The organism is Enterobacillus tribolii (genome assembly GCF_003363015.1).
In the GTDB taxonomy this organism is placed as follows: domain Bacteria; phylum Pseudomonadota; class Gammaproteobacteria; order Enterobacterales; family Enterobacteriaceae; genus Enterobacillus; species Enterobacillus tribolii.
This window is the reverse complement of the sequence record NZ_QRAP01000001.1, coordinates 446091-472364: the sequence shown is the minus strand read 5'-3', so window position 1 is coordinate 472364 and position 26274 is coordinate 446091. Positions and strand designations below refer to the sequence as shown.

General features: G+C 58.5%; 27 protein-coding genes. 18 read left to right on the top strand and 9 right to left on the bottom strand.

What is annotated here, in order from left to right; all coding sequences use genetic code 11:
- Window positions 1–108 precede the first annotated feature (108 nt).
- Both C8D90_RS02020 and yciA read left to right on the top strand, forming a co-directional pair.
- Entirely contained in the window at window positions 109–696 is a 588-nt protein-coding gene (locus C8D90_RS02020; protein ID WP_115456743.1) for a septation protein A, read from the top strand.
- A 37-nt stretch (window positions 697–733) separates the two neighbouring features.
- Window positions 734–1162 carry an acyl-CoA thioester hydrolase YciA gene (yciA, locus tag C8D90_RS02015; protein WP_115456742.1) on the top strand — a complete coding sequence of 143 codons (429 nt, stop codon included), beginning with the start codon at window positions 734–736 and terminating at the stop codon, window positions 1160–1162.
- 39 nt (window positions 1163–1201) lie between these two features.
- Here yciA and tyrR read toward each other — a convergent pair whose 3' ends face one another.
- The gene (tyrR, locus tag C8D90_RS02010; protein ID WP_115456741.1) at window positions 1202–2788 is read right to left on the bottom strand and encodes a transcriptional regulator TyrR; all 1587 of its coding nucleotides are present in this window, start codon (window positions 2786–2788) and stop codon (window positions 1202–1204) included.
- A gap of 244 nt (window positions 2789–3032) precedes the next feature.
- Between tyrR and C8D90_RS02005 the strand changes: the two genes are divergently transcribed.
- Both C8D90_RS02005 and sseA read left to right on the top strand, forming a co-directional pair.
- Window positions 3033–3593: a GNAT family N-acetyltransferase gene (locus C8D90_RS02005; protein WP_115456740.1), complete on the top strand. Its 561-nt coding sequence runs from the start codon at window positions 3033–3035 to the stop codon at window positions 3591–3593.
- Between the two features lie 58 nt (window positions 3594–3651).
- Window positions 3652–4503 carry a 3-mercaptopyruvate sulfurtransferase gene (gene sseA, locus C8D90_RS02000; protein ID WP_115456739.1) on the top strand — a complete coding sequence of 284 codons (852 nt, stop codon included), beginning with the start codon at window positions 3652–3654 and terminating at the stop codon, window positions 4501–4503.
- Between the two features lie 63 nt (window positions 4504–4566).
- Here sseA and C8D90_RS01995 read toward each other — a convergent pair whose 3' ends face one another.
- From C8D90_RS01995 to pspA, 6 genes are all read right to left on the bottom strand, one after another.
- Window positions 4567–5631, bottom strand: a complete 1065-nt coding sequence (locus tag C8D90_RS01995; RefSeq protein ID WP_115456738.1) for a YcjF family protein — start codon at window positions 5629–5631, stop codon at window positions 4567–4569.
- Window positions 5628–7025, bottom strand: coding sequence for a YcjX family GTP-binding protein (locus tag C8D90_RS01990; RefSeq protein ID WP_115456737.1), 1398 nt, complete (start codon window positions 7023–7025; stop codon window positions 5628–5630). Before C8D90_RS01990 ends, C8D90_RS01995 begins: the two co-directional genes overlap by 4 nt.
- 76 nt (window positions 7026–7101) lie before the next feature.
- The gene (locus C8D90_RS01985; RefSeq protein WP_230472929.1) at window positions 7102–7332 is read right to left on the bottom strand and encodes a phage shock protein PspD; all 231 of its coding nucleotides are present in this window, start codon (window positions 7330–7332) and stop codon (window positions 7102–7104) included.
- A 31-nt stretch (window positions 7333–7363) separates the two neighbouring features.
- Window positions 7364–7711 (bottom strand): envelope stress response membrane protein PspC, encoded by a 348-nt coding sequence (gene pspC, locus C8D90_RS01980; protein ID WP_115456735.1) that lies wholly within the window; start codon window positions 7709–7711, stop codon window positions 7364–7366.
- Window positions 7712–7842: 131 nt separating this feature from the next.
- Window positions 7843–8070 (bottom strand): envelope stress response membrane protein PspB, encoded by a 228-nt coding sequence (gene pspB, locus C8D90_RS01975; RefSeq protein WP_115456734.1) that lies wholly within the window; start codon window positions 8068–8070, stop codon window positions 7843–7845.
- Window positions 8071–8181: 111 nt separating this feature from the next.
- Entirely contained in the window at window positions 8182–8847 is a 666-nt protein-coding gene (gene pspA, locus C8D90_RS01970; protein ID WP_115456733.1) for a phage shock protein PspA, read from the bottom strand.
- Between the two features lie 226 nt (window positions 8848–9073).
- On the opposite strand from pspA, the gene pspF reads away from it, so the two are divergent.
- The 11 genes from pspF (at window position 9074) to C8D90_RS01915 (ending at window position 20867) form a co-directional block, all read left to right on the top strand.
- Window positions 9074–10072 (top strand): phage shock protein operon transcriptional activator, encoded by a 999-nt coding sequence (pspF, locus tag C8D90_RS01965; protein WP_115456732.1) that lies wholly within the window; start codon window positions 9074–9076, stop codon window positions 10070–10072.
- 306 nt (window positions 10073–10378) lie between these two features.
- The gene (gene sapA / locus C8D90_RS01960) at window positions 10379–12082 is read left to right on the top strand and encodes an ABC transporter substrate-binding protein SapA (protein WP_115456731.1); all 1704 of its coding nucleotides are present in this window, start codon (window positions 10379–10381) and stop codon (window positions 12080–12082) included.
- Window positions 12079–13044 (top strand): putrescine export ABC transporter permease SapB, encoded by a 966-nt coding sequence (gene sapB / locus C8D90_RS01955; protein ID WP_115456730.1) that lies wholly within the window; start codon window positions 12079–12081, stop codon window positions 13042–13044. Before sapA ends, sapB begins: the two co-directional genes overlap by 4 nt.
- Entirely contained in the window at window positions 13031–13921 is an 891-nt protein-coding gene (gene sapC / locus C8D90_RS01950; RefSeq protein WP_115456729.1) for a putrescine export ABC transporter permease SapC, read from the top strand. Before sapB ends, sapC begins: the two co-directional genes overlap by 14 nt.
- Complete coding sequence (gene sapD, locus C8D90_RS01945) at window positions 13921–14919, top strand: putrescine export ABC transporter ATP-binding protein SapD (RefSeq protein ID WP_115456728.1); 999 nt, start codon at window positions 13921–13923, stop codon at window positions 14917–14919. The genes sapC and sapD overlap by 1 nt, the downstream gene beginning before the upstream one ends.
- The gene (gene sapF, locus C8D90_RS01940; RefSeq protein WP_115456727.1) at window positions 14916–15728 is read left to right on the top strand and encodes a putrescine export ABC transporter ATP-binding protein SapF; all 813 of its coding nucleotides are present in this window, start codon (window positions 14916–14918) and stop codon (window positions 15726–15728) included. Before sapD ends, sapF begins: the two co-directional genes overlap by 4 nt.
- A 202-nt stretch (window positions 15729–15930) precedes the next feature.
- Window positions 15931–16716 (top strand): enoyl-ACP reductase FabI, encoded by a 786-nt coding sequence (fabI, locus tag C8D90_RS01935; RefSeq protein WP_115456726.1) that lies wholly within the window; start codon window positions 15931–15933, stop codon window positions 16714–16716.
- A 264-nt stretch (window positions 16717–16980) separates the two neighbouring features.
- Entirely contained in the window at window positions 16981–17259 is a 279-nt protein-coding gene (locus C8D90_RS01930; protein WP_115456725.1) for a type II toxin-antitoxin system RelE/ParE family toxin, read from the top strand.
- Window positions 17259–17558 carry a HigA family addiction module antitoxin gene (locus tag C8D90_RS01925; protein ID WP_115456724.1) on the top strand — a complete coding sequence of 100 codons (300 nt, stop codon included), beginning with the start codon at window positions 17259–17261 and terminating at the stop codon, window positions 17556–17558. Before C8D90_RS01930 ends, C8D90_RS01925 begins: the two co-directional genes overlap by 1 nt.
- Before the next feature lie 143 nt (window positions 17559–17701).
- Window positions 17702–18817: a CMD domain-containing protein gene (locus tag C8D90_RS01920; protein ID WP_230472928.1), complete on the top strand. Its 1116-nt coding sequence runs from the start codon at window positions 17702–17704 to the stop codon at window positions 18815–18817.
- Between the two features lie 115 nt (window positions 18818–18932).
- The gene (locus C8D90_RS01915; RefSeq protein WP_115456723.1) at window positions 18933–20867 is read left to right on the top strand and encodes an exoribonuclease II; all 1935 of its coding nucleotides are present in this window, start codon (window positions 18933–18935) and stop codon (window positions 20865–20867) included.
- A gap of 43 nt (window positions 20868–20910) precedes the next feature.
- On the opposite strand, the gene dkgB is transcribed toward C8D90_RS01915, so the two are convergent.
- The gene (dkgB, locus tag C8D90_RS01910; RefSeq protein WP_221810592.1) at window positions 20911–21711 is read right to left on the bottom strand and encodes a 2,5-didehydrogluconate reductase DkgB; all 801 of its coding nucleotides are present in this window, start codon (window positions 21709–21711) and stop codon (window positions 20911–20913) included.
- Window positions 21712–22041: 330 nt separating this feature from the next.
- Between dkgB and C8D90_RS01905 the strand changes: the two genes are divergently transcribed.
- The 3 genes from C8D90_RS01905 to gntT all read left to right on the top strand — a co-directional run bounded on the left by C8D90_RS01905 (window position 22042) and on the right by gntT (window position 24602).
- Window positions 22042–22629: an NAD(P)H-dependent oxidoreductase gene (locus C8D90_RS01905; protein ID WP_115456721.1), complete on the top strand. Its 588-nt coding sequence runs from the start codon at window positions 22042–22044 to the stop codon at window positions 22627–22629.
- A 9-nt stretch (window positions 22630–22638) separates the two neighbouring features.
- Window positions 22639–22956, top strand: a complete 318-nt coding sequence (locus C8D90_RS01900) for a putative quinol monooxygenase (RefSeq protein ID WP_115456720.1) — start codon at window positions 22639–22641, stop codon at window positions 22954–22956.
- 329 nt (window positions 22957–23285) lie between these two features.
- Complete coding sequence (gntT, locus tag C8D90_RS01895; RefSeq protein ID WP_115456719.1) at window positions 23286–24602, top strand: gluconate transporter; 1317 nt, start codon at window positions 23286–23288, stop codon at window positions 24600–24602.
- An 86-nt stretch (window positions 24603–24688) separates the two neighbouring features.
- On the opposite strand, the gene pepT is transcribed toward gntT, so the two are convergent.
- The gene (gene pepT, locus C8D90_RS01890) at window positions 24689–25921 is read right to left on the bottom strand and encodes a peptidase T (RefSeq protein WP_115456718.1); all 1233 of its coding nucleotides are present in this window, start codon (window positions 25919–25921) and stop codon (window positions 24689–24691) included.
- Between the last annotated feature and the right edge of the window lie 353 nt (window positions 25922–26274).

Here is a 26274-nt window from a genome sequence, read left to right as displayed (position 1 = left end):
ACGCACCGGGGAGCGACATAATAAGACATACACGGGCGGCACATGTGCGGTACACTCCGCCGCCTTAATCAGGTATAGTTCCGCAGTTATCGTTTTATGGATTGATATATGAAGCAACTCCTGGATTTTCTCCCCCTGATCGTCTTCTTTGCTTGTTACAAGCTTTACGACATTTTTGTCGCCTCCGGCGCGCTGATCGCCGCGACTGCAGTGGCGCTGATCATCACCTGGGTGAAGTACCGTAAAGTGGAAAAGATGACGCTGGTGACGTTTGTCATGGTCGCGATCTTCGGCACGCTGACGCTGGTGTTCCACAACGATCTGTTTATTAAATGGAAAGTAACCATCATCTATGCCCTGTTTGCCCTGGCGCTGCTGGTCAGTCAGGTAATCATGAAGAAACCGCTGATTCAGCGCATGCTCGGCAAGGAAATCAGCCTGCCGGATATGGTCTGGTCCCGCCTCAACATCGCCTGGTCCCTGTTCTTTCTGGCGTGCGGCCTGGTCAATATCTACGTCGCCTTCTGGCTGCCGCAGAACGTATGGGTGAACTTCAAGGTATTCGGACTGACGGCGGCCACGCTGGTCTTTACGCTGCTGAGCGGCGTTTACATCTACCGTCACATGTCGCCGGAGCAGAAAGGGAGCGGCGTTGCAGAAAGCCAGGAACAGCCGCCGGCGAAAAACGACCCTTAAAAATTTACTAACCTGAAAGATTGATACAATTGACATTATGAGCGAGAAACTGCGTTTACCTCAGGGCGAGCTGGTATTGCGGACCCTGGCGATGCCGGCCGACACCAATGCCAACGGAGATATTTTCGGCGGCTGGATCATGTCGCAAATGGATATTGGCGGCGCGATTCAGGCCAAAGAAGTAGCGGAAGGCCGGGTAGTGACGGTCGCCGTTAACGGCATTACGTTCCTGAAACCGGTCGCCGTGGGCGACGTGGTGTGCTGCTACGCACGCTGCATCCAGACCGGCCGCAGCTCTATTACGATTAATATTGAAGTGTGGGTCAAGAAGGTCTCTTCCAACCCCATCGGGCAGCGCTACTGCGTCACCGAAGCCATTTTCACCTATGTCGCCGTGGACGATAATAACAAGCCGCGCAGCCTGCCGCCCGGCAAAGAAAACTTCAGGCTCGGCGCCAAAGACTAAATATAAAAATCCCGGTCAGTGACCGGGATTTTTTTCGCCCTACTCTTCAGCGTCTTCCGTCATCGCCGTATCGCCCGTCTTGCGTGCGCTCAAACCGTATTCGCGCAGTTTATTGGCGATGGCCGTATGAGACACGCCCAGACGTTTCGCCAGCTTGCGGGTGCTGGGATAGTTGCGGTACAGGCGGGTCAGCACCGAGCGCTCAAAGCGCTTGCAGATCTCATCCAGCGAACCGTCGAGCACTTCGTCGCCCATCGTCATTTCGGCTTCAAAGGCCGGCAATACGATATCCTGCGGCCGCAGCTCATAACCTTCCAGCTGCGTCAGCGCCCGGTAGATGGCGTTCTTGAGCTGGCGCACGTTGCCCGGCCAGCCGTACTGGCTGAGAAACGCGTTCAGCTCCGGCGCCAGCTTCGGCCGCGGCAGCCCCTGCTCATCGGCAAAGCGGGAAACAAACAGTTCGGTCAGCGGCATGATGTCCTGCTGACGCTCGCGCAGCGGCGGGATCGTAATGGTCAGCACGTTAAGGCGGTAATAAAGGTCTTCGCGGAACTGCCCCTGTTGCACCAGATCGATCAGGTTCTTCTGCGTGGCGCAGATAACGCGCACGTCCACACGAATCTCATGATCTTCGCCAACGCGCCGGAATGTACCGTCATTGAGGAAACGCAGCAGTTTGGTCTGCATACGCGGCGACATTTCGCCGATTTCGTCAAGCAACACCGAGCCGCCGTTAGCCTGCTCGAAAAAGCCTTTTTTTCCTTCCAGGGCATTGGGATACGCACCGGGAGCGTGGCCGAACAGCTCGCTTTCCGCCACTTCATCCGGCAACGCCGCACAGTTCAGCGCCAGAAACGGCTGTTTGCCGCGCGGGCTGCGCAGATGGCAGGCGTGCGCCAGCAAATCTTTGCCGGTGCCGGTATCGCCCGTGATCAGCAGCGGCGCATCCAGCATCGCCAGTTTGCGCGCCTGATCCAGTACCTGACGCATTTTTGCGCTGACGGCAATCACATGGCCGAACTCGCTGTCATCATTAACGCTCAGGTTCTGCAACTGCCGCCCGATGCGAATGGCCGACTTCAGCACCACGACGGCGCCGACCGGCGCATCGGCAGCCTGCCCTTCGCCCAGGTTAATCGGCGTGATGTCCATCAGGTAGTCCTGCCCGCGGATCACCACCTTCTCCGCATGCGGTTTCACGTCCTCGCTTTCCAGCCAACGCAGGAAGTTGTAGCCGCTTATCAGGTTATTTACCGTTTGATTGCTGATTTTTTCTTCGCTGGTGCCGAACAGCGTCAGTGCGGCCTGGTTGGCCAGTTCCACCTTTCCTTTCATATCGATGGAGAAAACCGGTTCCGGCAGGGATTCCAGCAGGGCGCGCATCGCACGGTGCTCGCGTTCGGAAGGCATATAAGGCACCGTCCGCACGTCCGTTACGCCCTTGATGCGGCGGATCTCCACCATCAGCTGACGGAACGTCTCAAAATCCAGTTCGGTAAAATTCAGATAGATACGACCGATGACGTCAATCTCAATACCGCGCAGGTCAATATTGCGGGTCGCAAGCAGTTCAAGCAGCTCGCGGGTCAGACCGATTCGGTCTTCACAAAACACTTCCAAACGCATCAGTTTCAACCTTACTCAGCAAATGCGGTGTGATTGTCCGTTGCAGATGATACTCTCTCACCTGCGGGGGAAGAAGCCGTCTGTCAGCAAAAGTTGACAGACCTCCATTAATTCGCAATTTTTTTACCTTCGCTCACCCGAGACAAACTGTATGTCATTCAATGATTAGTGTAAACCGCTATTAATGAAAGATATTCCAGACACTTTATCTGTGAATATCACCGTTAACCGAAAGGATATGTACATGCCCCGGACCTCACCCTTCATTCTCCGTCAGGCAACGGAAGCGGACTTTGATGATATTCTGACTTTACAGTCGCTCAACACGCCGGACCACCTGGATGCGTCGGCACGCCAACAGGGATACATCGTTTCCCGCATGGATCACCGCCAGCTGGACGTGATTAACCGGCAACTGGGCATTCTCGTGGCAGTGCATGACGGGGAATTGGCGGGGTTCGTTTGCCTGATGCCGCCAGATACCCGCCCCCGCCCGGCGGTGGTGGACGTCATGCTGGAAGCCGCCAACGGTCAGACGCTGGGACAGGATCACCTCAGTGAATTGCGCACATTTCTTTACGGCCCGGTGTGCATTGCGGCCGCCTTTCGCGGCCGGGGGCTACTGAAGTTGTTGTATAACGCGGTAAAAACGCATCTGCGCGGCGCCTACGACGCCGGGCTGGCGTTTATCGCCGATGATAATCCCCGCTCTCTGGCGGCGCACGTTCAGGGGCTGGGGATGCACGATATTGTCCGCTTCCGCTGCGCGGACAAAATGTATCACCTGGTGGCATTCCGGATTTAGAACAACGATATCCCTGACATACCGGCTTTGCCCCACTTTTATTAAGGACAGATACACTATGATGCAAAGTACTTTTGTCAGCCCGGCGTGGCTGGCCGATCACCTGCATGACGAAGACGTTCACATTCTGGACGCGCGCATGGCGCCTCCCGGACAGGGCGGTACGCGCGATATGGCTGCCGAATATCTTGCCGGACACATCCCCGGCGCGCGTTTTTTCGACATCGAAGCCCTTTCCGATCATGACACCGGCCTTCCCCACATGATGCCGGACGCCGGGTATTTCGCCCGCGCGATGGGCAACCTCGGCATCAGCGACAGGCATCATCTGGTGATCTATGACGACGGCACCCTGTTCTCCGCGCCACGCGCCTGGTGGATGCTGAAGACGTTCGGTGTGGCGCAGGTATCCATTCTCGCCGGCGGATTAGCCGCCTGGAAACTGCAACGCCTGCCGCTGCAGCTGGGTGAAATCTCGCCAGAACCGACGGCGTTCACCGCGCGCCTGAATCCTGCGCGCATCGCCTCCCTCGACGATATGCAGCTGCTGGTACAGGACGGCTCGCGGCAAATCGTCGACGCCCGCGCCGCCGCCCGTTTCAGCGGCAGCGAACCGGAACCGCGTCCCGGCCTGCGGGCAGGACACATTCCCGGCAGCTTTAACGTACCGTGGACCGAACTGACCGACTCTGGCGCCCTCAAGTCTCCCGACGCCCTGCGCGATGTTTTCACCGCGCACGGCGTGGCGCTGGACGAACCGATCACGGTGAGCTGCGGCTCCGGCGTCACCGCCTCTGTGCTGGCGCTGGCATTGCATACGCTGGGCGTTAAAGACGTGAAACTGTATGACGGTTCCTGGAGCGAATGGGGTTCGCGTCAGGATACGATCGTGGAAACCGGCAACCGGTAAAACGTGGTGAGGGGATAGTGCAGAAACCCGGCGGCGCAGTCGTTCGACGCGCCGCCTGGCGCATTACAGCGGCTTTTTCTCGTCCTTTTTGTTCGGCAACGCCCGTTTCAGCTGATCGATCAGCTCCTTACGGAAGTCGCCCAGGCGGGGTTTATCCCCGTCCATCCAGGGCAGCGGGCGGCACAGCTCCATCGCCTTGATCCCCAGCCGCGCGGTCAGCAACCCGGCGCCGATACCCTGCGCCGCACGCGCCGACAGGCGGGCCGTGATATCCTGCGACAGCCAGTCCATCCCCACTTCCCTGACCAGTTCGGAAGCCCCGGCAAACGCGATATTCAGCAACACCAGCCGGAACAGCCGGATGCGGCTGAAATACCCCAGTTCAATGCCGTACAACGTCGCGATCCGGTTAATCAGGCGCAGGTTACGCCAGGCGATAAAGGCCATGTCCACCAGCGCCAGCGGACTGACGGCGATCATCAGCGCAGACTCCGCCGCATAGCGGCTGATTTCCCGCCGGGCCTGCATGTCCAGCACCGGCTGCACCAGCTTGCCGTACAGCGCGACAACCTCACGGTCGTTATGCGTGTCATGCAGCGCCGCCTGAAAACGCTGCACCGCAGGGTGGCTGTTGTCCAGCCCGGCCTGGCGCATCAGCTTTTCACAAAACGCCTTTCCCTGCCCCAGCCCGTGGCTGTGCAGCAAATCACGCGCCACGTCGCGCTCTTCCGCACGCTGGCGCAGGCGATATAACCGCCGCCATTCCGTCACTACGGAACCGACGCCGGCGGCGACAATCAAACCTCCGGCCACGCCGCCGCCCAGCGCGATCCAGTCCTGTTGCGCCCAGGACTGATAAACCCACTGCACGCCCTGCGCCACCACGCTGACGCCGAACAACGCCAGCCCGGCGCCCACCATGCGCCGCCACAGGCTGCGCTTCGGCTTCAGCGCCGCGTTGATGATGCCTTCGGCGCGCCCTTCCTCCTGTTCTTCCTCCAGTTCCGGCGCCGCGGGAAAGAATGTTTCACTGCCGCTGTCGAAAGACTGACCGGCCTTCAGCACCGGTTCCTGAACCGGCTCAAGCGGCTGCGCGAAGTCAATGCGCGGCTTTATCGGTTCGCTCATCGCAATTTATCTCCCAGTAAAAATTCCATCACCGAATCCATCCGAATATGAGGCAGCGGCGTATCCACGCTCATCGCCTGCGGACGGAACTGTTCAAAACGGAAGCCCTGCTGTTGCCAGAACGCCGGGCCGGGCAAACGCGCGGGCACTTCACCGGGGAACACGGTGAGCGGCTCGCCGTCGTCCAGCCGGTGGCCTTTCAGCGCCGGAATTTTTTGCCCGTGATGATCGACGATGCCGCTCTGGGTAGCCTGCACCGAAGCGATGCCGGCGCAGTCCATGCTGATGCCCTCAAACGCCGCATTCTGCCAGGCGTCCTGCACCAGTTGCTGCAACAGCGACACCATATTGGCGTGCTGATCCGCGGTAATGTGATCCGCCTTGGTGGCCGCGAACATCAGCCGGTCAATGCAGGGGGAAAACAACCGCCGGTAAAGCGTACGCTTGCCGTAATGGAAACTCTGCATCAGCTGCGTCAGCGCCAGGCGCATGTCGTTGAAGGCCTGCGGGCCGCTGTTCAGCGGTTGCAGGCAATCAACCAGCACCACCTGGCGATCAAAACGAACGAAATGCTCTTTATAGAAGCCCTTCACCACTTCGCGGCAATAGTAGTTAAAGCGCGAACGCAACATGCCGATGTTGGTGCTCTTATCCGCCTGCGCCAAGCGGGTTTCCCCCAAAGCATCCACATCGGGCCAGGGGAAAAACTGCAGCGCCGGCGCGCCGGCCAGATCGCCGGGCAGCACGAAGCGACCGGGCTGGATAAAGTGCAGCCCTTCCTGCTTACAGCGCGTGAGGTAATCGGTGTAGGCCTGCGCAATCGCGGCTAACTGTTTTTCATCGGCCGGCGCCAGCGGGTCGCACTGCGCACAGAGCGCCAGCCACTCCGCCGCCCAGGTTTTCCTGTCGCCCTGCAACAGCCCGTTCATCTGCCGCGACCAGCTCAGATACTCCTGCTCCAGCATCGGCAGATCCAGCAGCCATTCGCCGGGATAATCCACGATTTCCAGATACAGGGTGGATGTATCCTTGAAATAACGCATCAGGGAATCATCGCTGCGGTAGCGCAGCGCCAGGCGAATTTCGCTGACGCCGCGGGTCGGCGTCGGCCATGCGGGCGGCGTGCCGTACAGTTGCGCCAGCCCTTCATCATAAGTGAAGCGCGCCACGCCGAGATCGCGTTGCGGAATGCGTTTTATGCCCAGCAACCGCTCCTCGCGCACGGCAGAAAACAGCGGCAGGCGTGCGCCGCTGTGAACGTGCAGAAGTTGATTGACCAGCGAGGTGATAAAAGCCGTTTTTCCGCTGCGGCTCAGGCCGGTAACGGCCAGGCGCAAATGACGGTCAATACCGCGATTGACCAGCGAGGTGATTTCGTTTTGTAGCCTTTTCATTCATATCCTTTCGCGACGGGAGGCCGGCATCAGGAAAGTGTAACGATATCCCGGCCTCCGGGCCAGATGCGCCGGTTCAGCGCGCCCCGTTTTGCGCATCACGCGCCCGGTAACGTGCGGCGGCCCGTTGAAAACCGCGCTGCAACAGCGGCTCCAGCCCCCAGACAATCAGCCAGCGCAGAGGGCGATACGTGATAAAACGCAGCGCGCCCGCGGCAATGCCGGCCGGCGCTAAAGTCAGTCCCAGCAGCAGGCCCTGGCGCAGCAAACGCGGCAGGCCGGACTTAGCGAGAGTGATAAACGACACGATATCTTCCTCCGTTAACGACGGCGATATATTACAGATCGCGGAAGCGGCTGCGGACGCCGAAGGCATCGGACGTCACGTAGCGTTCCACGCGGCGCAGGCGCTGCTCACATTCATCCAGCGTTTGCGCCGTCTCGCTCAGGCGGCGTGCGGACGTTACGCCGTCCTCCCCGCTGCGGCCCGTTTCATGGGCGACCGGCAGGAAAATAGCCAGCGCGGCGTACAGCGCCACGGGCAAAACAAACAGTCCGCAAAGCACGGCCAGCAGAGCGATCACCCGCACCAGCGCGGCGGGTACGCCGAGGTAATCCGCAAGGCCGGCGCATACGCCCTTAATCACCCCTTCTTCCGGGATACGGTACAACGTTCTGTTATTCATCGTCAGGTCTCATCCGGCATCGTTGCCATCGCGCCGTTCTGCGTCCGGCGCGGTAAAAATCGGTTGGCGGTTATTCGTTCCCGGCCCGGCTGCGGCAGTAATGCAGCAATTCCTGCCGGGATAACGGCCGTTTATGCGTCTCTCCAGTTCGGGTGTTGCGCATCCAGAATGTCTTCCAGCGCATTAATCCGCTGACGCATACGCTGGGCGTCTTCCGTCAGTCGCAGCAGTTCCTGCCGCTCTTGTACGTTCAACTGTCCGCCATTCTGTCGTTTACCCTGATAGTGCAGCCATAGCCAAACCGGCAAAACAAACAGCACAAAAATGGTCAGGGGAATCGCGAGAAACAAGGCAGCCATAGTTTTTCCTTAAATATATTGCATCGGTGGTCATTGCATCGGGCCGCTCGCCGTGAACGGCCGTGATACAGGCTGACGCTGTTGCCGAATAATTGCAACAGCGTCCGCGCCTTATTCGCTGCGATTCATCTTTTCTTTCAGCGCAGCCAGTTGCTGACTGATTTCATCGTCGGCTTTCAGATCGGCGAACTCTTGATCCAGGTTTTTCTTTTTACCCAAACTCACGCTTTCCGCTTCGGCTTCCATATGGTCGATACGGCGTTCAAACTGCTCGAAACGGGCCATTGCTTCGTCCAGCTTACCGCTGTCGAGCTGACGGCGTACATCGCGTGACGACGCAGCGGCCTGCTGACGCAGCGCCAACGCCTGCTGGCGAGCGCGGGTTTCCGTCAGTTTAACCTCCAGTTCGCTGATTTCACGCTTCATGCGCGCCAGCGTTTCCTCAACGGCGTCCACTTCGTGCTGCAATGAATCAGACAGACCGCTGACACGCTGCTTTTCCACCAGCGCCGCACGGGCCAGATCTTCTTTTCCTTTGCGCAGGGCCAGTTCCGCCTTTTCCTGCCATTCGCTGACCTGCGCCCTGGCCTGCTCAATACGGCGCGTCAGCTGTTTTTTCTCCGCCAGCGCACGCGCGGACGTGGAGCGGACTTCCACCAGCGTGTCTTCCATTTCCTGAATCATCAGGCGCACCAGTTTCTGCGGATCCTCTGCTTTATCCAGCAGCGCGTTGATGTTGGCGTTCACAATGTCGGCGAAACGAGAAAAAATACCCATCTTTAGCTTCCTCTTTTTGAATTGCGGAATCTCATCCTGAAATGACACTCCGCCGGTAGTCATCGTTAGTCCCTTACGTATAATCAATTCCCGTGCCAACTTTTCAAAAACAGCTATTAGATTGATTTTAAAATAATTATAAAAATAGTATGGCGCAACGAAGCATTTCATGGTGTGATTAACTTAACCAAAATATGGTGAATTTCACCAATATCAGGATATTTTTATGACGGACAGCCTTGATAACATCCTGGGCGAAGACAATGCGTTCCTTGAAGTGCTGGAACAAACCTCGCAGCTCGCCAGGCTGAACAAGCCGGTGCTGATTATCGGCGAACGCGGCACCGGCAAAGAGTTGATCGCCCACCGCCTGCACTACCTCTCCGAACGTTGGTCGGGGCCGTTTATTTCCCTTAACTGCGCGGCGTTAAACGACAATTTGCTGGACTCCGAGCTGTTCGGCCACGAAGCCGGCGCCTTTACCGGCGCCCAGAAGCGCCATCTGGGGCGCTTTGAACGGGCAGACGGCGGCACGCTGTTTCTCGATGAACTGGCGACGGCGCCGATGCTGGTACAGGAAAAACTGCTGCGCGTTATCGAATACGGGCAGTTGGAGCGCGTCGGCGGCAGCCAGCCGCTGCGGGTGGACGTGCGCCTGGTGTGCGCCACCAATGCCGACCTGCCCGCGCTGGCGGCGGAGGATAAATTCCGCGCCGACCTGCTTGACCGGCTGGCTTTTGACGTCATTCAGATCCCGCCGCTGCGCGAACGGCGCAGCGATATCATGCTGATGGCGGAGCACTTCGCCATTCAGATGTGCCGGGAACTGGGCCTGCCGCTGTTCCCGGGTTTCAGCGACCGCGCACAGCAAACCCTGCAAGCCTATCCCTGGCCCGGCAATATCCGTGAACTGAAAAACGTGGTGGAGCGTTCGGTTTACCGGCACGGCAACGCCGTAACGCCGCTGGACGCCATCGTGATCAACCCGTTCCGCCGCAGCGATGCGCCGCCGCCGGTCACGCCCCCCGCGGAACAAACCCGTGCGTTGCCGGCCCTGCCCCTGGACCTCAAGGCATGGCTGGCGCAAAGCGAGAAGCAACTGGTGGAGCAGGCCTTGCAGGAAGCACGCTTTAATCAGCGTCGTGCCGCCGTGTTGCTGAATCTGACCTATCATCAACTGCGCGGCATCATGAAAAAACTGGAAATCGGCGGCGACGGGGAATAAAAAAAGCCAGCGGAATCCGCTGGCTGAAATAATACTGGAAGCAATGTGAGCAATGTCGTGCTCTTTGAATCATGACGACGGGTACCGGCGCTGTCCAAAGAACGATTGGATGATAATGGTTATCACTAGCACTTGTAAAGCAGTTTATTGCATCACGTTCTCATTCTCATTAAATAGAACATCAATGCCGGTCATGAAAAATGTTCAATTCCCCCGCAGACGGCAGCAACGCAACGCGGGATCGATTGGGCTAAATGTTAATGTAAGTTACACTACACACTTTGCTTGATAACGTATGAGCCTCCGATGCGTGGTTTAAAAAGCCTGGCGCTGATGCTGGGTTGTTTTATCGCCCCGGTTAACGCGGCGGAACAGTCAGCCCCTCACAGCCCCGGACCGTTGCCGGATATCCGGCAGAGCGGCTTTATTTATTGCGTCAACGGTATCCTGAATACCTTCAATCCGCAGATGGCCAGCAGCGGCCTGGCGGTGGATACCCTGTCCGCCCAACTCTATAACCGCCTGCTGGATGTCGACCCCTATACCTACCGGCTGATCCCCGAACTGGCGCAGAGCTGGGAGGTTCGCGACGGCGGCGCGACGTACATTTTCCACCTGCGGCGCAATGTTTCATTTCAGCGCGCCGACTGGTTTGCCCCTACACGCAAGATGAACGCCGACGACGTGGTCTTCAGCTTCGGACGCGTCTTTGACCCGCAGCATCCCTACCATGAGATCAACGGCGGGCATTATCCCTATTTCGACAGCCTGCGTTTCGACGACGCGGTGGAAAGCGTACGCAAGCTGGACAACTACACCGTAGAAATGCGGCTGAAAACGCCGGATGCGTCATTTCTCTGGCACCTGGCGACCCACTATGCGCCGGTGCTGTCCGCCGAATACGCCGACACACTGAGCAAAAGCGGTAATCAGGAGCAAATCGACCGCCTGCCGATAGGCACCGGCCCCTTTACCCTGAGCGAATATCACACCGGCCAGTTTATCCGCCTGGCGCGCAATGACGCATTCTGGAAAGGAAAACCGCGCATGTCGCAGGTGGTGATCGATCTCGGCGCCGGAGGCACCGGTCGTCTGTCTAAACTGCTGACCGGTGAATGCGACGTACTGGCCTACCCGGCGGCCAGCCAGCTCAGCATCCTGCGCGACGACCCGCGCCTGCGCCTGACGTTGCGACCGGGCATGAACGTCGCCTATCTGGCGTTCAACACCCGCAAGCCCCCGCTGGATAACGTCGACGTACGCCGCGCCATCGCCTATGCCATCAATAACCAGCGCCTGATGCAGTCCATATATTACGGTACCGCGGAAACCGCCGCGTCGCTGCTGCCCCGCGCTTCCTGGGCCTACGACGACGATGCGCGCATCAGCGAATACAACCCGCAAAAATCGCGGGATCTGCTGCGGCAATTGGGCCTGACCAACCTGAGCCTGCAACTGTGGGTGCCCAGCGCCTCGCAGGCTTATAACCCCAGCCCGCTGAAAACCGCGGAGCTGATTCAGGCGGATTTGGCGCAGGTGGGCATCCGCGTCAACATCATTCCCGTGGAGGGGCGTTTCCAGGAGGCGCGGCTGAGCGATCTGAGCCACGATATGACGCTTTCCGGCTGGGCCACCGACAGCAACGATCCCGACAGCTTCTTCCGTCCGCTGCTGAGCTGCGCGGCGATTCAGTCCCAGACTAACCTGGCACACTGGTGCGAACCGGGATTTGATTCCCTGCTGCATAAGGCGCTGTTGTCGCAGCAACTGTCACAACGTATTGAGGACTATCAGGACGCGCAAAAAATCCTGGAAGAACAGCTTCCCATTTTGCCGCTGGCTTCCTCGCTGCGTTTGCAGGCTTACCGCTATGATATTAAGGGACTGGTGCTCAGCCCGTTCGGCAACGCGTCCTTTGCCGGCGTTTATCGCGATGCGGGTGAACAGGACGGCACCAACGATCCCGACGCCGGGCCGAAAACACAACCGCAAACGGAGAGCACGCCATGATCATCTTCACCCTGCGCCGTCTGTTGTTGTTGCTCATCACCCTGTTCTTCCTGACGCTGGTGGGCTTCAGCCTGCTCTATTTCACGCCGCATGCCCCGCTGGAAGGCGTTTCCCTGATGGACGGCTACCTTTTCTTCATTAAGGGCGTACTGTCCGGCGACTTCGGCGTTTCCAGCATCAACGGCCAGCCCATCAGCCAGCAACTGATGCAGGTATTTCCGGCAACCATGGAACTGTGCGTGCTGGCCTTTATCCTGGCGCTGGTGCTGGGGCTGCCGCTTGGGATTATTGCCGGCGTCATGCGCGGTAAATGGCCGGACGGCATCATCAGCACGCTGGCGCTGCTCGGCCTGTCGATGCCGGTCTTTTGGCTGGCGCTGCTGCTGATGCTGTTTTTCTCCCTGCATCTCGGCTGGCTGCCGGTTTCCGGCCGTTATGATCTGCTGTACCCGGTGCAAAATATCACCGGGTTATCGCTGGTCGATACCTGGCTGTCAAAATCGCCTTACCGGGATGAAATGCTCTACAGCGTGCTGCGTCATATGGTGTTGCCTATCGCCACGCTGGCGCTGGTGCCGATGACGGAGGTCATTCGCCTGATGCGCCTGAGCACCGATAACGTGACCAGCCAGAACTACATTAAGGCGGCGGCGACCCGCGGCCTGTCGCGTTTTACCATTATCCGCCGTCACGTGCTGCACAACGCCCTGCCGCCTATCATTCCCAAACTGGGGTTACAGTTCTCCACCATGCTGACGCTGGCGATGATCACCGAAGTGGTGTTCAGTTGGCCGGGGCTGGGGCGCTGGCTGATTAACGCCATCCGCCAGCAGGACTTCGCGGCAATTTCCGCCGGGGTGATGGTGGTCGGCTCACTGGTTTTGATCGTTAACGTGCTTTCCGACATTCTCGGCGCGCTGACCAACCCGCTGAAACATAAGGTATGGTATGCCCTTCGATAACGTATACCGCGAGAAACGCACGCCCAGCCCGTTGCGCTACACGTGGCAGCTGTTTCATGACGACATGCTGGCGATGGTTGGCCTGTACGGCGTTCTGGCGCTGATCGTTCTCTGCCTGATCGGCTCCTGGCTGGCGCCCTACGCGCTTGACCAGCAGTTCCTCGGCTACCAGTTACTGCCGCCTTCCTGGTCGCGCTACGGCAACGTCTCGTTTTTCCTCGGCACCGACGATCTGGGCCGCGACGTGCTCAGCCGCCTGTTGTGCGGGGTTGCGCCGACCTTCGGCTCCGCGCTGGTGATCACCATCGCGGCCAGCCTGTTCGGCGTGCTGCTCGGGGTGATGGCCGGCGTAACCCACGGCCTGCGTTCCGCCATACTGAACCACATTCTGGACACCTTACTCTCCATTCCGACGCTGCTGCTCGCCATCGTGGTGGTGGCGTTTATCGGCCCGCGCCTGGAGCATGCGATGCTGGCCGTATGGCTGGCGCTGCTGCCGCACATGGTGCGCGCCGTCTACAGCGCAGTGCATGACGAGCTGGAAAAAGAGTACGTGGTCGCCGCCCGCCTTGACGGAGCGTCTACACTGTTCGTGCTGCGTGACGCCGTGCTGCCCAACATCGCCGGCGTGCTGGTCGGGGAGTTTACCCGCGGCTTATCCATGGCGATTCTGGACATCGCCGCGCTCGGTTTTCTTGACCTGGGCGCCCAACTGCCCTCGCCGGAATGGGGCGCTATGCTGGGCGACTCCCTCGAACTGGTGTACGTCGCGCCCTGGACCGTTATGCTGCCCGGCGCCGCCATCATGATCAGCGTTCTGTTCGTCAACCTGCTCGGCGACGGCCTGCGGCGCGCCATTGATGCGGGGGTGGAATAATGCCGTTACTTGATATCCGTAATCTGACGATTGAATTTATAACCGCCGACGGCCCGGTAAAAGCGGTTGATCGCGTCAGCTTCACCCTTAATGAAGGGGAAATCCGCGGTTTGGTGGGCGAGTCCGGCTCGGGCAAAAGCCTGATCGCCAAAGCTATCTGCGGCGTCACCAAAGATAACTGGCGCGTCACCGCCGACCGCCTGCGCTTTAACGACATCGACCTGCTGCGCCTTTCGCCGCGCGAGCGCCGACGTTTGGTCGGCCACAACGTTTCGATGATTTTCCAGGAACCGCAGTCCTGCCTTGATCCATCCGAAAGCATTGGCCGTCAGCTGATACAGGCCATTCCCGGCTGGACCTACAAAGGCCGCTGGTGGCAGCGCTTTCACTGGCGCAAACGACGCGCCATCGAATTGCTGCACCGGGTCGGCATCAAGGACCATAAAGACATTATGCGCAGCTTCCCTTATGAACTCACCGAAGGGGAATGCCAGAAGGTGATGATCGCCATCGCCCTGGCTAATCAGCCGCGCCTGCTGATCGCCGACGAACCGACCAACGCGATGGAACCCACCACACAGGCGCAGATTTTCCGCCTGCTGGCGCGCATGAACCAGAATAACAACACCACCATCCTGCTGATCAGCCATGACCTGCAAATGATGAGCAAATGGGCCGACCGCATCAACGTGATGTACTGCGGCCAGACGGTGGAAAGCGCCGCCTGCGGCGACCTGCTGGCAGCGCCGCATCACCCTTACACCCAGGCGCTGATCCGCGCCATGCCGGATTTCGGCAGCGCCCTGCCGCATAAAAGCCGCCTGAACACCCTGCCGGGCGCGATTCCGTCGCTGGAGCACCTGCCGATCGGCTGCCGCCTCGGTCCGCGTTGCCCCTATGCGCAGAAGAAATGCATTGAAACCCCGCAGTTGCGCAGCGTTAAGAACCATGCTTTCGCCTGCCATTTCCCGCTGAACACGGAGGAGACGCCGCAATGACCACCTTTCTGGAGGTGCGTAACCTGCAAAAAACGTTTCGTTACCGCACCGGCTGGTTTCGTCGCCAGCACCTCGATGCGGTGCAGCCGGTCAGCTTTACCCTGCAGGCCGGGCAAACACTGGCGATCATCGGGGAGAACGGCTCCGGTAAGTCGACGCTCGCCAAAATGATCTCCGGCATGACCGAACCGACGGCCGGCGAGATCCTGATTGACGACGTTCCGCTGCGCTTCGGTGATTACCGCTACCGCAGCCAGCGCATCCGCATGATTTTTCAGGACCCGAGCACTTCACTCAACCCGCGCCAGCGCATCGGCCAGATTCTCGACGTCCCGCTGCGCCTCAACACGGATCTGGCCGCGCCGGAACGGGAAGAACGCATCAATCAGACGCTGCGCCAGGTCGGGCTGCGCCCCGATCATGCGTACTATTATCCGCATATGCTGGCCGCCGGTCAGAAGCAGCGCGTCGCGCTGGCGCGGGCGCTGATCCTGCAACCGCAGGTCATCGTCGCCGATGAAGCTCTGGCCTCGCTGGACATGTCCATGCGCTCGCAAATCATCAACCTGATGCTGGAACTGCAGCAAAAACAGCGCATCGCCTATATTTATGTGACCCAGCACCTCGGCATGATGAAACACATCAGCGATCAGGTGATGGTGATGCACAACGGCGAAGTGGTGGAGCGCGGCAGCACCGCCGACGTGCTCGCCGCGCCGTTGCACGAACAAACCAAGCGCCTGATCGCCAGTCACTTCGGCGAAGCCCTTACCGCCGACGCCTGGCGCCGCGACGGCGGCGGATTCTGATACAAACGGCACGGTACTGCTCCGAGCAGCGCATCAAAAGACTTCAACTCAGGGCCGGGCGTGTTAGAATCGCCCGGTTTATTAACGCAGGCCGGTTCTTCGCCCCCGGCGCGGAGCCGCCCCGCAAGAACTAATGTTCCTCAAGAACGGGGTTTATCAACCACGACGTTCCTCACGAACAGTAATAATAAGGATTAATGCTATGGGTTTTCTTACCGGTAAGCGCATTCTGGTCACCGGCGTTGCCAGCAACCGTTCCATCGCCTTCGGTATCGCTCAGGCCATGCACCGCGAAGGCGCCGAGCTCGCTTTCACCTACCAGAACGACAAACTGAAACCGCGCGTGGAAGAGTTCGCCGCCGAGCTGGGTTCCAGCCTGGTGCTGCCGTGCGACGTCGCCGAAGATGCCAGCATCGATGCCCTGTTTGTCGAACTGGCAAAAACCTGGCCGAAATTTGACGGTTTCGTTCACTCCATCGGTTTTGCCCCCGGCGATCAGTTAGACGGCGATTACGTTGACGCGGTAAACCGCGAAGGCTTCAAAATCGCTCATGACATCAGTTCCTACAGCTTCGTAGCAATGGCGAAAGCCTGCCGCGGCATGCTGAATAAGGGTTCCGCCCTGCTGACGCTCTCCTACCTGGGCGCAGAGCGCGCAATCCCCAACTACAACGTGATGGGTCTGGCGAAAGCCTCTCTGGAAGCCAACGTGCGCTACATGGCGAACGCGATGGGTCCGGAAGGCGTGCGCGTCAACGCCGTTTCCGCCGGTCCGATCCGCACCCTTGCGGCTTCCGGCATCAAAAACTTCCGTAAAATGCTGGCGCATTGCGAAGCGGTTACCCCGATTCGCCGTACCGTCACCATCGAAGACGTTGGCAACTCTGCCGCGTTCCTGTGCTCCGATCTGGCAGCCGGGATCTCCGGTGAAGTTCTGCACGTCGATGGCGGCTTCAATATTGCCGCGATGAATGAACTGGAGAGCTAATCCCCGCTCTCATCAATGAGCCGCCGCCCGGCGGCTCATGCTTTCTCCCCCCACTTTTTCGAGACGCTTTCCAACATTCGCTGCAACCCCTTTGTAAATGCTGTTCCCCCCTTCACGGAAAATGGCAACGGCCTCAGGATAGAGACCGCCGCGACGATCGGCAGGTGCCTGTGATCAGGCGTTATTGAGGACTTTTAAAAAATGTTGCGTGTGGCGGGACACTCAGGTAAAGTGCTCCTTGTTCCGCAACGGGGAGCGATTGCGGTGATAAAAAGCTGGCAACATAAAGGGCTGCAACTGTTTTTTGAAACCGGCTGCGTGGCAAAAATCCAGCCGGAACATGCTAAAAAATTGCGTGAACGGCTTTGGGTTATCGACGTTGCCGAGAAAATCGAAGACATCGGTTTTAACGGCTACCGGCTGCATCCGTTAAAGGGTGAACGTGCGGGAATCTGGTCCGTCATGGTAAGCGGCAACTGGCGCTTAACCTTTGAATTCAGGGACGGCAACGCGCATATATTAAACTATGAGGACTATCATTGATGGCTATGCATAACCCCCCCCATCCCGGAGAAATCATCGCCGGGATACTGGAAGAACTGAACATCGGCATCCGCGAGCTGGCCAGAGCGCTGAACATCGCGCCCTCTACCGCGCAGCGTCTGGTTTCCGGGCAGGCGGCCATCTCGCCGGAAATGGCGATCCGTCTGGCGGCGGTTTTGGGCAGCACACCCGAGATGTGGATGCGTTTGCAGACCCGCTACAGCCTGGAAAAGGCCGCGAAAGAAGTGGACGTTTCACAATTAAGAATTCTGCATAATCTCACGACGCTCCCCGGCTGAAACGCAACCGGCCCTTGTGGGCCGGGCATTATTCGTTTCTGCTATGTGATATGGCATAAGATTATTTTATCTCCCGCCCCCCATCGGTAAGGATCTGACGGTATATCGCCATTACCGTAACCTGATGAAACCGAAGGATGTCCATGGAGCGACTTGTATTTCCACACGTAACTTCCTCCACGCCTCCCGTACACGGCAACGATACCGCCGGATTCCGTTACGGCATCTTTTCGTCGCATCCCGCTTCATACGGCCTGCTGCTGCAGGAACGCCAGCCCTTTTTTCACGCTATCGAACGCTGTTACCGGCAATTGCTGGACGACGAACCGCTCCTGAGCCGGGAACGCACGCTGTCACGCTACGACCGTCTCAGCGTCGCCCTGACGGTCGCGCAGGTCACACAGTTACAGCCTCTCTGCTCTTTCTATGCCACCCGGCTCGCACCGCTCGACTACCCGCACAACAGCCGCGAGGGCAATAACCGCCTGACGCAGTTGACCCAACACGCCCGTCTGCTGGCCTGGAATCCCGGCCGCGCCGGGGTGCAGGACATCAGCGCTCTGCGCCAGGCCAAGCTGACGCTGCATGATATTGTGACACTGTCACAGATAGTTGGCTTCGTTAGCCTGCAAGCCCGGATGATCGCCGCCACGGTGGCGCTGGCGCAACACGCCTTTGCACCCGCGCCGGACGATCTTCCCACACCCCAGATTTCACCGCCGGAGCAGGAAAAAACGGCGGTCTGGCGCCCTTTTCTGCCCCTGGCGCCCACGGCGGATTGCCGCCCGCTGCCGGTATGCGGCGCACCTCAGAGCCTGGCATACGCGCTGATGTTGCTGGAGATGCACCAGGCCGACGCGGCGGCGGAAAGCAGGCTGCTGTTCAGCGAGGGCTTCAACTGCAATGACCGGCTGCGCCAACCTTTGCGGGAACTGGCTTTTCTGATCGGCGCCAGAGCTAACCATTGCCCGCACAGCGCGCATCACCACCTGACACGCTACCTGCTGTTAAGCAAGCACCGCGATCAGGCGGAAGCAATATACCGCGATCCGCTCGCGGCCATGGAGCACTGCGCCCGCCGCGACCACGCCATTATTAATGCCACCCTCACGCTGGCCCGCACCCCCGCCCGTTTTTCACCCGAACTCATCACCGCACTCCGCCAGGCAGAATTGAGCGACGCCGAATCCCTTGAGCTGATCGTAGCCGTGGCGACGGCGGCCTGGACGCAACGGTTGCTGGTCTCGCTGGGGGAATAATTTCTCTCTCCGCCGGCAGATTCATGGGATACTTGCCCCTCAGGGCGGATTTGCGTAAAAATGTCTGCCGCTAACGAGGGGCCGCCCCCATCCATTTACGAACCTGCTGGTATCTATGTTTCAAGACAACCCGCTGCTGGCGCAGCTAAAACAGCAACTTCACTCCCAAACCCCACGCGTAGAAGGGGTCGTGAAAGGGACGGACAAGGGCTTCGGCTTCCTGGAAGTCGACGCACAGAAAAGTTACTTTATCCCCCCGCCATATATGAAAAAAGTGATGCACGGCGACCGCGTAACCGCCGCCGTTCACACGGAAAAAGAGCGGGAAGTGGCTGAGCCGGAAGCGCTTATTGAACCGTTTCTGTCGCGCTTCGTCGGCCGGATACAGAAGAAAGACGACCGGCTTTCCGTCATCCCCGACCATCCGTTGCTGAAAGATGCCATCCCCTGCCGCCCGGTAAAAGGGCTGGAACATGATTTCCGCGCCGGCGACTGGGTCGTGGCGCAAATGAGCCGCCACCCGCTGAAAGGCGACCGCACTTTCTTTGCCGACATCACCGAATACATCACCGACGGCCAGGACGATTTCGTCCCCTGGTGGGTCACGCTGGCCCGCCATGCGCTTGAGCGCGACGCCCCGCAGTGGGCCGGCGGCGACATGCACGACGCCGATCTGCCGCGTGAAGATCTGACCAGCCTGCCGTTCGTCACCATCGACAGCGCCAGCACTGAAGATATGGACGATGCCCTGCACGTTACGCGCAACAACGACGGTTCGCTGGCGCTGACCATCGCTATCGCCGATCCTACCGCCTTCGTGGAAGAAGGTTCGGAGCTGGACACCATTGCCCGCGCCCGTGCCTTTACCAACTACCTGCCGGGCTTCAATATCCCGATGCTGCCGCGCGATCTGTCGGATGACCTCTGCTCCCTGCGCCCGCAACAGCGCCGCCCGGTGCTGGCCTGCCGGGTCACTATCCGTCAGGATGGCTCACTGGGCGACGACATCCGCTTCTTTGCCGGGTGGATCGAGTCCCGCGCCAAGCTGGTTTACGATGAAGTTTCCGACTGGCTGGAAAAAACGGGCGCCTGGCAGCCGCAGGACGCCGTGGTTGAAGAGCAAATCACGCTGTTGCACCAGTTGGCAGAGTCGCGCGCCCAGTGGCGTCAGGCGCACGCGCTGGTGTTCCGCGACCGCCCCGATTACCGCTTTATCCTCGGCGAGAAAGGCAACGTGCTGGATATCGTGGCTGAGCCGCGCCGCGTTGCCAACCGCATCGTGGAAGAGGCGATGATTACCGCCAACGTCTGCGCCGCCATCGTGCTGCGCGAGCGCCTCGGGTTCGGCATATATAACGTTCACAGCGGTTTTGATCCGGCGCTGGTAGAACAGGCCGTCAGCATTCTGCAAGCCAATGACGTCGCGGCCAACGCCGAAGCCTTAATGACGCTGCAAGGGTTCTGCGAGCTGCGCCGCCATCTCGATTCCCTGCCCACGACGTACCTGGACAGCCGTATCCGCCGCTTCCAGTCCTTCGCCGAAATCAGCACCGAGCCCGGCCCGCACTTCGGCCTGGGGCTGGAAGCCTATGCCACCTGGACTTCGCCGATTCGTAAATATGGCGATATGGTAAACCACCGCCTGCTGAAAGCGCTGATTGCCGGTCACCCGACCTCACGTCCTTCCGAAGCGCTGACGTTGCAACTGGCGGAGCGCCGCCGTCTGAACCGTATGGCCGAACGCGATGTCGGCGACTGGCTGTATGCCCGTTTCCTGAAGAATAAAGTGGATCCGGCGATCACCTTTAATGCGGAAATCATTGATATTTCACGCGGCGGTATGCGCGTGCGTTTGCTGGAGAACGGCGCGGTAGCCTTTATACCGGCCTCGTTTATTCATGCGGTGCGCGATGAGCTGGTTTCCAGTCAGGAAACCGGCAGCGTTCAGGTGAAGGGAGACGTCGTCTATCGTCTCGGCGATACCCTGCTGGTAACGCTGACGGAAGTTCGTCTGGAAACCCGCAGTATTATTGCCAAACCTGCGGCGTAATAAATTCGGGCAGCCTGCATGACGAAGGCTGCCCGTTTCATGCTTAATCCCACTCAGGCGCAAATTCCGGGCTGACCAAGCGCTCATTGCGATCCAGCGCCGCGATATCCGCCATATCCTGTTCCGTTAAGCGCAGCGACGTCGCTTGCAGGTTCGAAGCCAGGTTTTCCCGTTTGGTGGACGACGGAATCACCGAGTATCCCATCTGCAATGACCATGCCAGCGCCACCTGAGCGGCCGTTACCCCGTGCTGTGCGGCGATACGGCCAATCACCGGATCGCTCATTACTTTGCCATATGCCAGCGGCATATAGGCCGTGACGGGAATGCCGTTGCGACGGGAGAAATCCGCCACCGTACGGTTTTGCAGGAACGGGTGCAGTTCGATTTGCTGGCTGGCGATATTCTCCGCGCCAACGGCATCGATCGCCTGCTGCATCTGAGCCACGGTAAAGTTAGAAATGCCGATGGCCCTGGTCAGCCCCTCTTCCCGCGCCTGAAGCAACGCCTTCATGCTGTCGGCCAGGGAGGGTGTTGTCTGCGGATTAGGCCAGTGAATCAGCGTCAAATCGACCTGATCGACGCGCAGTTTTTGCAGGCTGTCGCGCAGGCTGGTCAACAATTGCTCCGGCGCCAGGTTTTCCAGCCAGATTTTGGTGGTGATGAACAGCTCATCACGCGCCACGCCGCTTTGCGCCAGCGCTTCGCCGACTTCGGCTTCATTGCCGTAAATCTGCGCGGTATCAATGTGGCGGTAGCCCAGCTCCAGCCCCTGGCGCACGGAATCAATCACCACCTGATCTTTCAGACGAAAGGTTCCCAATCCGAGAACCGGCATAGCAATGCTCATTATCTTTTTCCTGTTTTATCATTGAAGCGTTGTTGTTCAGGGAAAGTTTGGGATATCAATCGATTACCTACGTTTTCCCCGCTGTCGGATGACAGGAAGTATGCCCGGCGGATTTATTGACATAAACAGCAATAATTGAAATTATGTTTTGCCTGTTAGTCAAAAATGAAAAAAGCGCGTTGTGATGCCGAGGATTATTGCATTTCAGTCAAGGGTGTTGTGACTCACGTCCTCTTTTCATCCCGGTTATCCCGGTTGATAATCTGCCCCATCGTTTTTTATATCATCACCGGCCGGCGTTGCCCGGACCGACAAGGAGTTATCATGAGCAAAATTCTGCTGCTTAACGGCATGAAAAAATTTGGCCATTCCAATGGTCAGTTGAACACCACGCTGCACGAAGTTGCACGCGATACCCTTTCCGCTATGGGGCATGAGCTGCGTGAAACGACGATCGATCACGGCTACGACATTGAGCAGGAAATTGAGAAATACCTGTGGGCCGACGTGGTTATCTATCAGATGCCCGGTTGGTGGATGGGTGAACCCTGGATCGTGAAAAAATACATCGATGACGTTTTCACCGCCGGTCATGGCCGCCTGTACGCCAACGACGGCCGTACCCGCTCCGACGCCAGCAAAAAATACGGCTCCGGTGGTCTGATTCAGGGCAAAAAACATATGCTTTCCCTGACCTGGAACGCACCGCAGGAAGCCTTTGACGATCCGGCTCAGTTTTTCCACGGTCAGGGCGTTGACGGCCTGTACATGCATTTCCACAAAGCCAACGAGTTCCTGGGAATGACCGCGCTGCCGACTTTCCTGTGCACCGACGTGATTAAGAATCCGGACGTGGAAAACAACATCGCCCGCTACCGCGATCACCTGGCAACCGTTTTTGCCCAACGTTAAGGTGCGGTGATGATTACCGTTATTGCTGAAATTAAAACACATCCGGGGCAGCTCGGCGCATTGGTGACCCGTTTTCAGGCGCTGCAAGCGCAGGTACTGGCGGAAGACGGGTGTTATCAATACACCCCGCTGACCGACAGCGCCAACCCTCTGCCTGACCAAACGCTGGCGCCGGATACGCTTTTCATGCTGGAGCGCTGGGAGTCGCAGGCGCATCTTGAGCGCCACCTGCAAACACCGCACATGGTGAAACACCATCAGGAAACGCAGGGTATCGTCACCAGCGTAGAACTCCGTATTCTGGAAGACCGTTCACCGGGCCGGTAATCACCTGAGGGCAGGACACATCACGCGCCTGCCCCTCCTCGTTTAGCAACTCTCCCGTTTGTTAATCCGCAGTTATTTATTTGTTCCGGACCCTCCGGTGCAAATAAATATGATCGTTCTCTCAAAACCAAAATTCCCCCTGATCAGAGCATTCCATTTCCACCATTGTTACCCGTATCATGATACGGGTAACAACAAAGGATTCCGGTAAGCGGATCTAAACACTGATTAAGTAACACCACAGGGTAGAAACATAATCTGCTGATAAGCAGTATAATTTTAATGAATGAGTCCGAACTGTCGGCGGACTGTTCTTCTGGAGATGACGTATGCCATTAGTGATCGTAGCGATAGGTGTGGCACTGCTACTGCTGCTCATGATCCGTTTTAAACTGAACGGATTTCTCTCTCTGATTCTTGTCGCATTAGTTGTTGGCCTGTTACAGGGCATGCCCGTCGATAAAGTCATCGGCTCTATCAAGGCTGGCGTCGGCGGCACGCTGGGCAGCCTGGCGCTGATCATGGGTTTCGGCGCCATGCTGGGCAAACTGCTGGCTGACTGTGGCGGCGCCCAGCGCATCGCCACCACGCTGATCGATAAATTCGGCGTGAAGCATATTCAATGGGCTATCGTCCTGACCGGCTTCGTGGTCGGTTTCGCCCTGTTCTACGAGGTCGGCTTCGTGCTGTTGCTGCCGCTGGTCTTCACCATCGCAGTTACCGCGCGCATTCCGCTGCTGTATATCGGCGTTCCCATGGCTGCGGCGCTGTCCGTGACGCACGCCCTGTTGCCGCCGCACCCCGGCCCGACGGCTATCGCCATCATCTTCAACGCCGACATGGGCCGTACCCTGCTCTACGGTACGCTGATCGCCATCCCGACCGTTATTCTGGCCGGTCCGGTGTATGCCCGTATGCTGAAGAAAATCGATAAGCCGGTTCCGGCTGGCCTGCACAGCACCAAAACCTTTACCGAAGAAGAAATGCCGAGCTTTGGCATCAGCGTCGCCACCACCCTGGTGCCGGTTATCCTGATGGCTGGCCGTGCGGTTGCCGAAATGACCCTGCCGAAAGGCCATGCGTTCCTGCCCTACGCTGAATTCCTCGGCGACCCGGTAATGGCGACGCTGATCGCGGTCCTGATTGCTATCTTCACCTTCGGCCTGCTGCGCGGTCGCAGCATGGATCAGGTGATGGACACGATCACCGACTCCATCAAAATCATCGCCATGATGCTGTTGATCATCGGCGGCGGCGGCGCCTTCAAACAGATTCTGGTCGACGGCGGCGTTGAGAAATACATCGCTGCGCTGATGGCCGGTTCAGCCGCCTCCCCGATCCTGATGGCCTGGACCATTGCCGCCGCCCTGCGTCTGGCGCTGGGTTCCGCTACCGTCGCAGCGATCACCACCGGCGGCATCGTTACCCCGCTGATCGCCACCACCGGCGTCAGCCCGGAACTGATGGTACTGGCCGTCGGCTCCGGCAGCGTTATCTTCTCTCACGTGAACGATCCGGGCTTCTGGCTGTTTAAAGAGTACTTTAACCTGAGCATCGGCGAGACCATCAAGTCCTGGTCCGTGCTGGAAACCATCATCTCCGTCTGCGGCCTGATCGGTTGTCTGTTACTGGCTAACGTCATCTGATCGCCTTCTAGTGCGCACAAAAAAACCGGGTTCATATGAACCCGGTTTTTTATTGTTTATGTCTTACGAAGAAAAGAAAAAACGCCTTACGGCTTCACCCGCTGCGCCGTCAGTTCCGCGATGCGCATAATCACCGACACCGCCTTCTCCATACCTTCCAGCGTAATGAACTCATGCTTGCCGTGGAAGTTATAGCCGCCGGTGAACAAATTCGGGCAGGGCAAACCGCGGAAAGAAAGCTGCGCGCCGTCGGTGCCGCCGCGAATCGGCCGCATCACCGGCTCAATGTCCAGGTCCAGCATCGCCTGACGCGCCAGTTCGATCACGTGCGGATGCTTTGCTACTTCATCGCGCATGTTGTAGTAGGTATCGTCTAGCGTCACTTCGATGTAGCAATCGCGATGCAGCCCTTTGCCGACCTTTTTGGCGATGTCCAGCATACGTTTCTTGCGCGCCTCGAAGCCGTCACGGCTGAAATCACGGATGATATAGTGCATTTCCGCTTTATCCACCGTACCCTTCATCGAATTCAGGTGGTAAAAGCCTTCATAGCCTTCGGTATGCTCCGGCGTTTCTTCCGGCGGCAGCGCCTGATGAATGCGGTTAGCCAGCGACAGCGCGTTCACCATCACGCCCTTGGCGCTGCCGGGATGCACGTTGTTACCGACGATCTTTATCGTCACCGACGCCGCGTTGAAGTTCTCGCACTCCAGCTCTCCCACGCCGCCGCCATCAACGGTATACGCCCAGTCGGCGCCGAAGGATTCCACGTCGAAATAATGCGCGCCCTTGCCCACTTCTTCGTCCGGCGTGAAGGCGATGCGGATCTCGCCGTGCGGGATCTGCTGGTGCTTCAGGCGCACCATCGCGGTGATAATTTCGGCGATGCCCGCTTTGTCGTCCGCGCCCAGCAAGGTTTTGCCGTCGGTGGTGATCAGCGTTTGCCCGAGCAGCGTATGCAGCACCGGAAACATCACCGGTGAAAGCACTTCGTCGCCGATGCCCAATGCGATATCGCCGCCGCGGTAATTCTCCAGCACCTGCGGATTTACGTTTTTCCCGCTGCTGTCCGGCGCGGTATCGAGATGGGAAATAAACCCGATCACCGGGGTTTTCCAGGTCACGTTGGCGGGAAGCGTCGCCGTCAGGCAACCATGCTCGCTCAGGCTGACCTGCTCCAGCCCCAACTCCGTCAACTCTTTTTGCAGCGCGCGCGCCAGTTTCATCTGGCCGTCAGTACTCGGCACCGAACGCACATTCGGTTTGGACTGGGTATCAACCGCAACGTAGTTGAAAAAGCGATCGAGTAAATTATTCATCGGCGTATCCTCGTTATGCAGCAACTCATTATGCGGAGCGGCCGCCGAGGATATATTGCGTCAGGTCAGTTTTATTTACATTTGCCTGAGCCAGAAAATAACGCGGACGACAAAAAAGCATAAAATACGACTACAACTCAAAACAGGGGTATCCGCTTGGGCGATATGGTACTTTTGCCGGGAAAATCTGCCTTTTGTTGGCCTTGCGGCTTTTCATTCCGGCCTGCACGGTCTATCATGCGCGCTCTAAAATTTCGATTGGCGCCGCCGGTTTAGAGCCCTGGAACATGCCTGGCTCTCCCGCAGTCTTTTTCCGGCGGCGGTTCTATCTGCACACTTAACGGGATAGAGTA

Excerpts from the sequence above, each read along its gene's own strand:
- sapB (WP_115456730.1), top strand. The coding sequence starts at position 12,079 with ATGATCATCTTCACCCTGCGCCGTCTGTTGTTGTTGCTCATCACCCTG.
- pspB (WP_115456734.1), bottom strand. The coding sequence starts at position 8,070 with ATGGCTGCCTTGTTTCTCGCGATTCCCCTGACCATTTTTGTGCTGTTT.
- C8D90_RS01920 (WP_230472928.1), top strand. The coding sequence starts at position 17,702 with ATGGAGCGACTTGTATTTCCACACGTAACTTCCTCCACGCCTCCCGTA.
- yciA (WP_115456742.1), top strand. The coding sequence starts at position 734 with ATGAGCGAGAAACTGCGTTTACCTCAGGGCGAGCTGGTATTGCGGACC.
- sapF (WP_115456727.1), top strand. The coding sequence starts at position 14,916 with ATGACCACCTTTCTGGAGGTGCGTAACCTGCAAAAAACGTTTCGTTAC.
- pspC (WP_115456735.1), bottom strand. The coding sequence starts at position 7,711 with ATGAATAACAGAACGTTGTACCGTATCCCGGAAGAAGGGGTGATTAAG.
- tyrR (WP_115456741.1), bottom strand. The coding sequence starts at position 2,788 with ATGCGTTTGGAAGTGTTTTGTGAAGACCGAATCGGTCTGACCCGCGAG.
- pepT (WP_115456718.1), bottom strand. The coding sequence starts at position 25,921 with ATGAATAATTTACTCGATCGCTTTTTCAACTACGTTGCGGTTGATACC.
- C8D90_RS01925 (WP_115456724.1), top strand. The coding sequence starts at position 17,259 with ATGGCTATGCATAACCCCCCCCATCCCGGAGAAATCATCGCCGGGATA.
- C8D90_RS01995 (WP_115456738.1), bottom strand. The coding sequence starts at position 5,631 with ATGAGCGAACCGATAAAGCCGCGCATTGACTTCGCGCAGCCGCTTGAG.
- C8D90_RS01990 (WP_115456737.1), bottom strand. The coding sequence starts at position 7,025 with ATGAAAAGGCTACAAAACGAAATCACCTCGCTGGTCAATCGCGGTATT.
- sseA (WP_115456739.1), top strand. The coding sequence starts at position 3,652 with ATGATGCAAAGTACTTTTGTCAGCCCGGCGTGGCTGGCCGATCACCTG.
- sapD (WP_115456728.1), top strand. The coding sequence starts at position 13,921 with ATGCCGTTACTTGATATCCGTAATCTGACGATTGAATTTATAACCGCC.
- C8D90_RS01905 (WP_115456721.1), top strand. The coding sequence starts at position 22,042 with ATGAGCAAAATTCTGCTGCTTAACGGCATGAAAAAATTTGGCCATTCC.
- C8D90_RS01900 (WP_115456720.1), top strand. The coding sequence starts at position 22,639 with ATGATTACCGTTATTGCTGAAATTAAAACACATCCGGGGCAGCTCGGC.
- pspA (WP_115456733.1), bottom strand. The coding sequence starts at position 8,847 with ATGGGTATTTTTTCTCGTTTCGCCGACATTGTGAACGCCAACATCAAC.
- sapC (WP_115456729.1), top strand. The coding sequence starts at position 13,031 with ATGCCCTTCGATAACGTATACCGCGAGAAACGCACGCCCAGCCCGTTG.
- C8D90_RS02020 (WP_115456743.1), top strand. The coding sequence starts at position 109 with ATGAAGCAACTCCTGGATTTTCTCCCCCTGATCGTCTTCTTTGCTTGT.
- fabI (WP_115456726.1), top strand. The coding sequence starts at position 15,931 with ATGGGTTTTCTTACCGGTAAGCGCATTCTGGTCACCGGCGTTGCCAGC.
- pspF (WP_115456732.1), top strand. The coding sequence starts at position 9,074 with ATGACGGACAGCCTTGATAACATCCTGGGCGAAGACAATGCGTTCCTT.
- gntT (WP_115456719.1), top strand. The coding sequence starts at position 23,286 with ATGCCATTAGTGATCGTAGCGATAGGTGTGGCACTGCTACTGCTGCTC.
- sapA (WP_115456731.1), top strand. The coding sequence starts at position 10,379 with ATGCGTGGTTTAAAAAGCCTGGCGCTGATGCTGGGTTGTTTTATCGCC.
- C8D90_RS01915 (WP_115456723.1), top strand. The coding sequence starts at position 18,933 with ATGTTTCAAGACAACCCGCTGCTGGCGCAGCTAAAACAGCAACTTCAC.
- C8D90_RS02005 (WP_115456740.1), top strand. The coding sequence starts at position 3,033 with ATGCCCCGGACCTCACCCTTCATTCTCCGTCAGGCAACGGAAGCGGAC.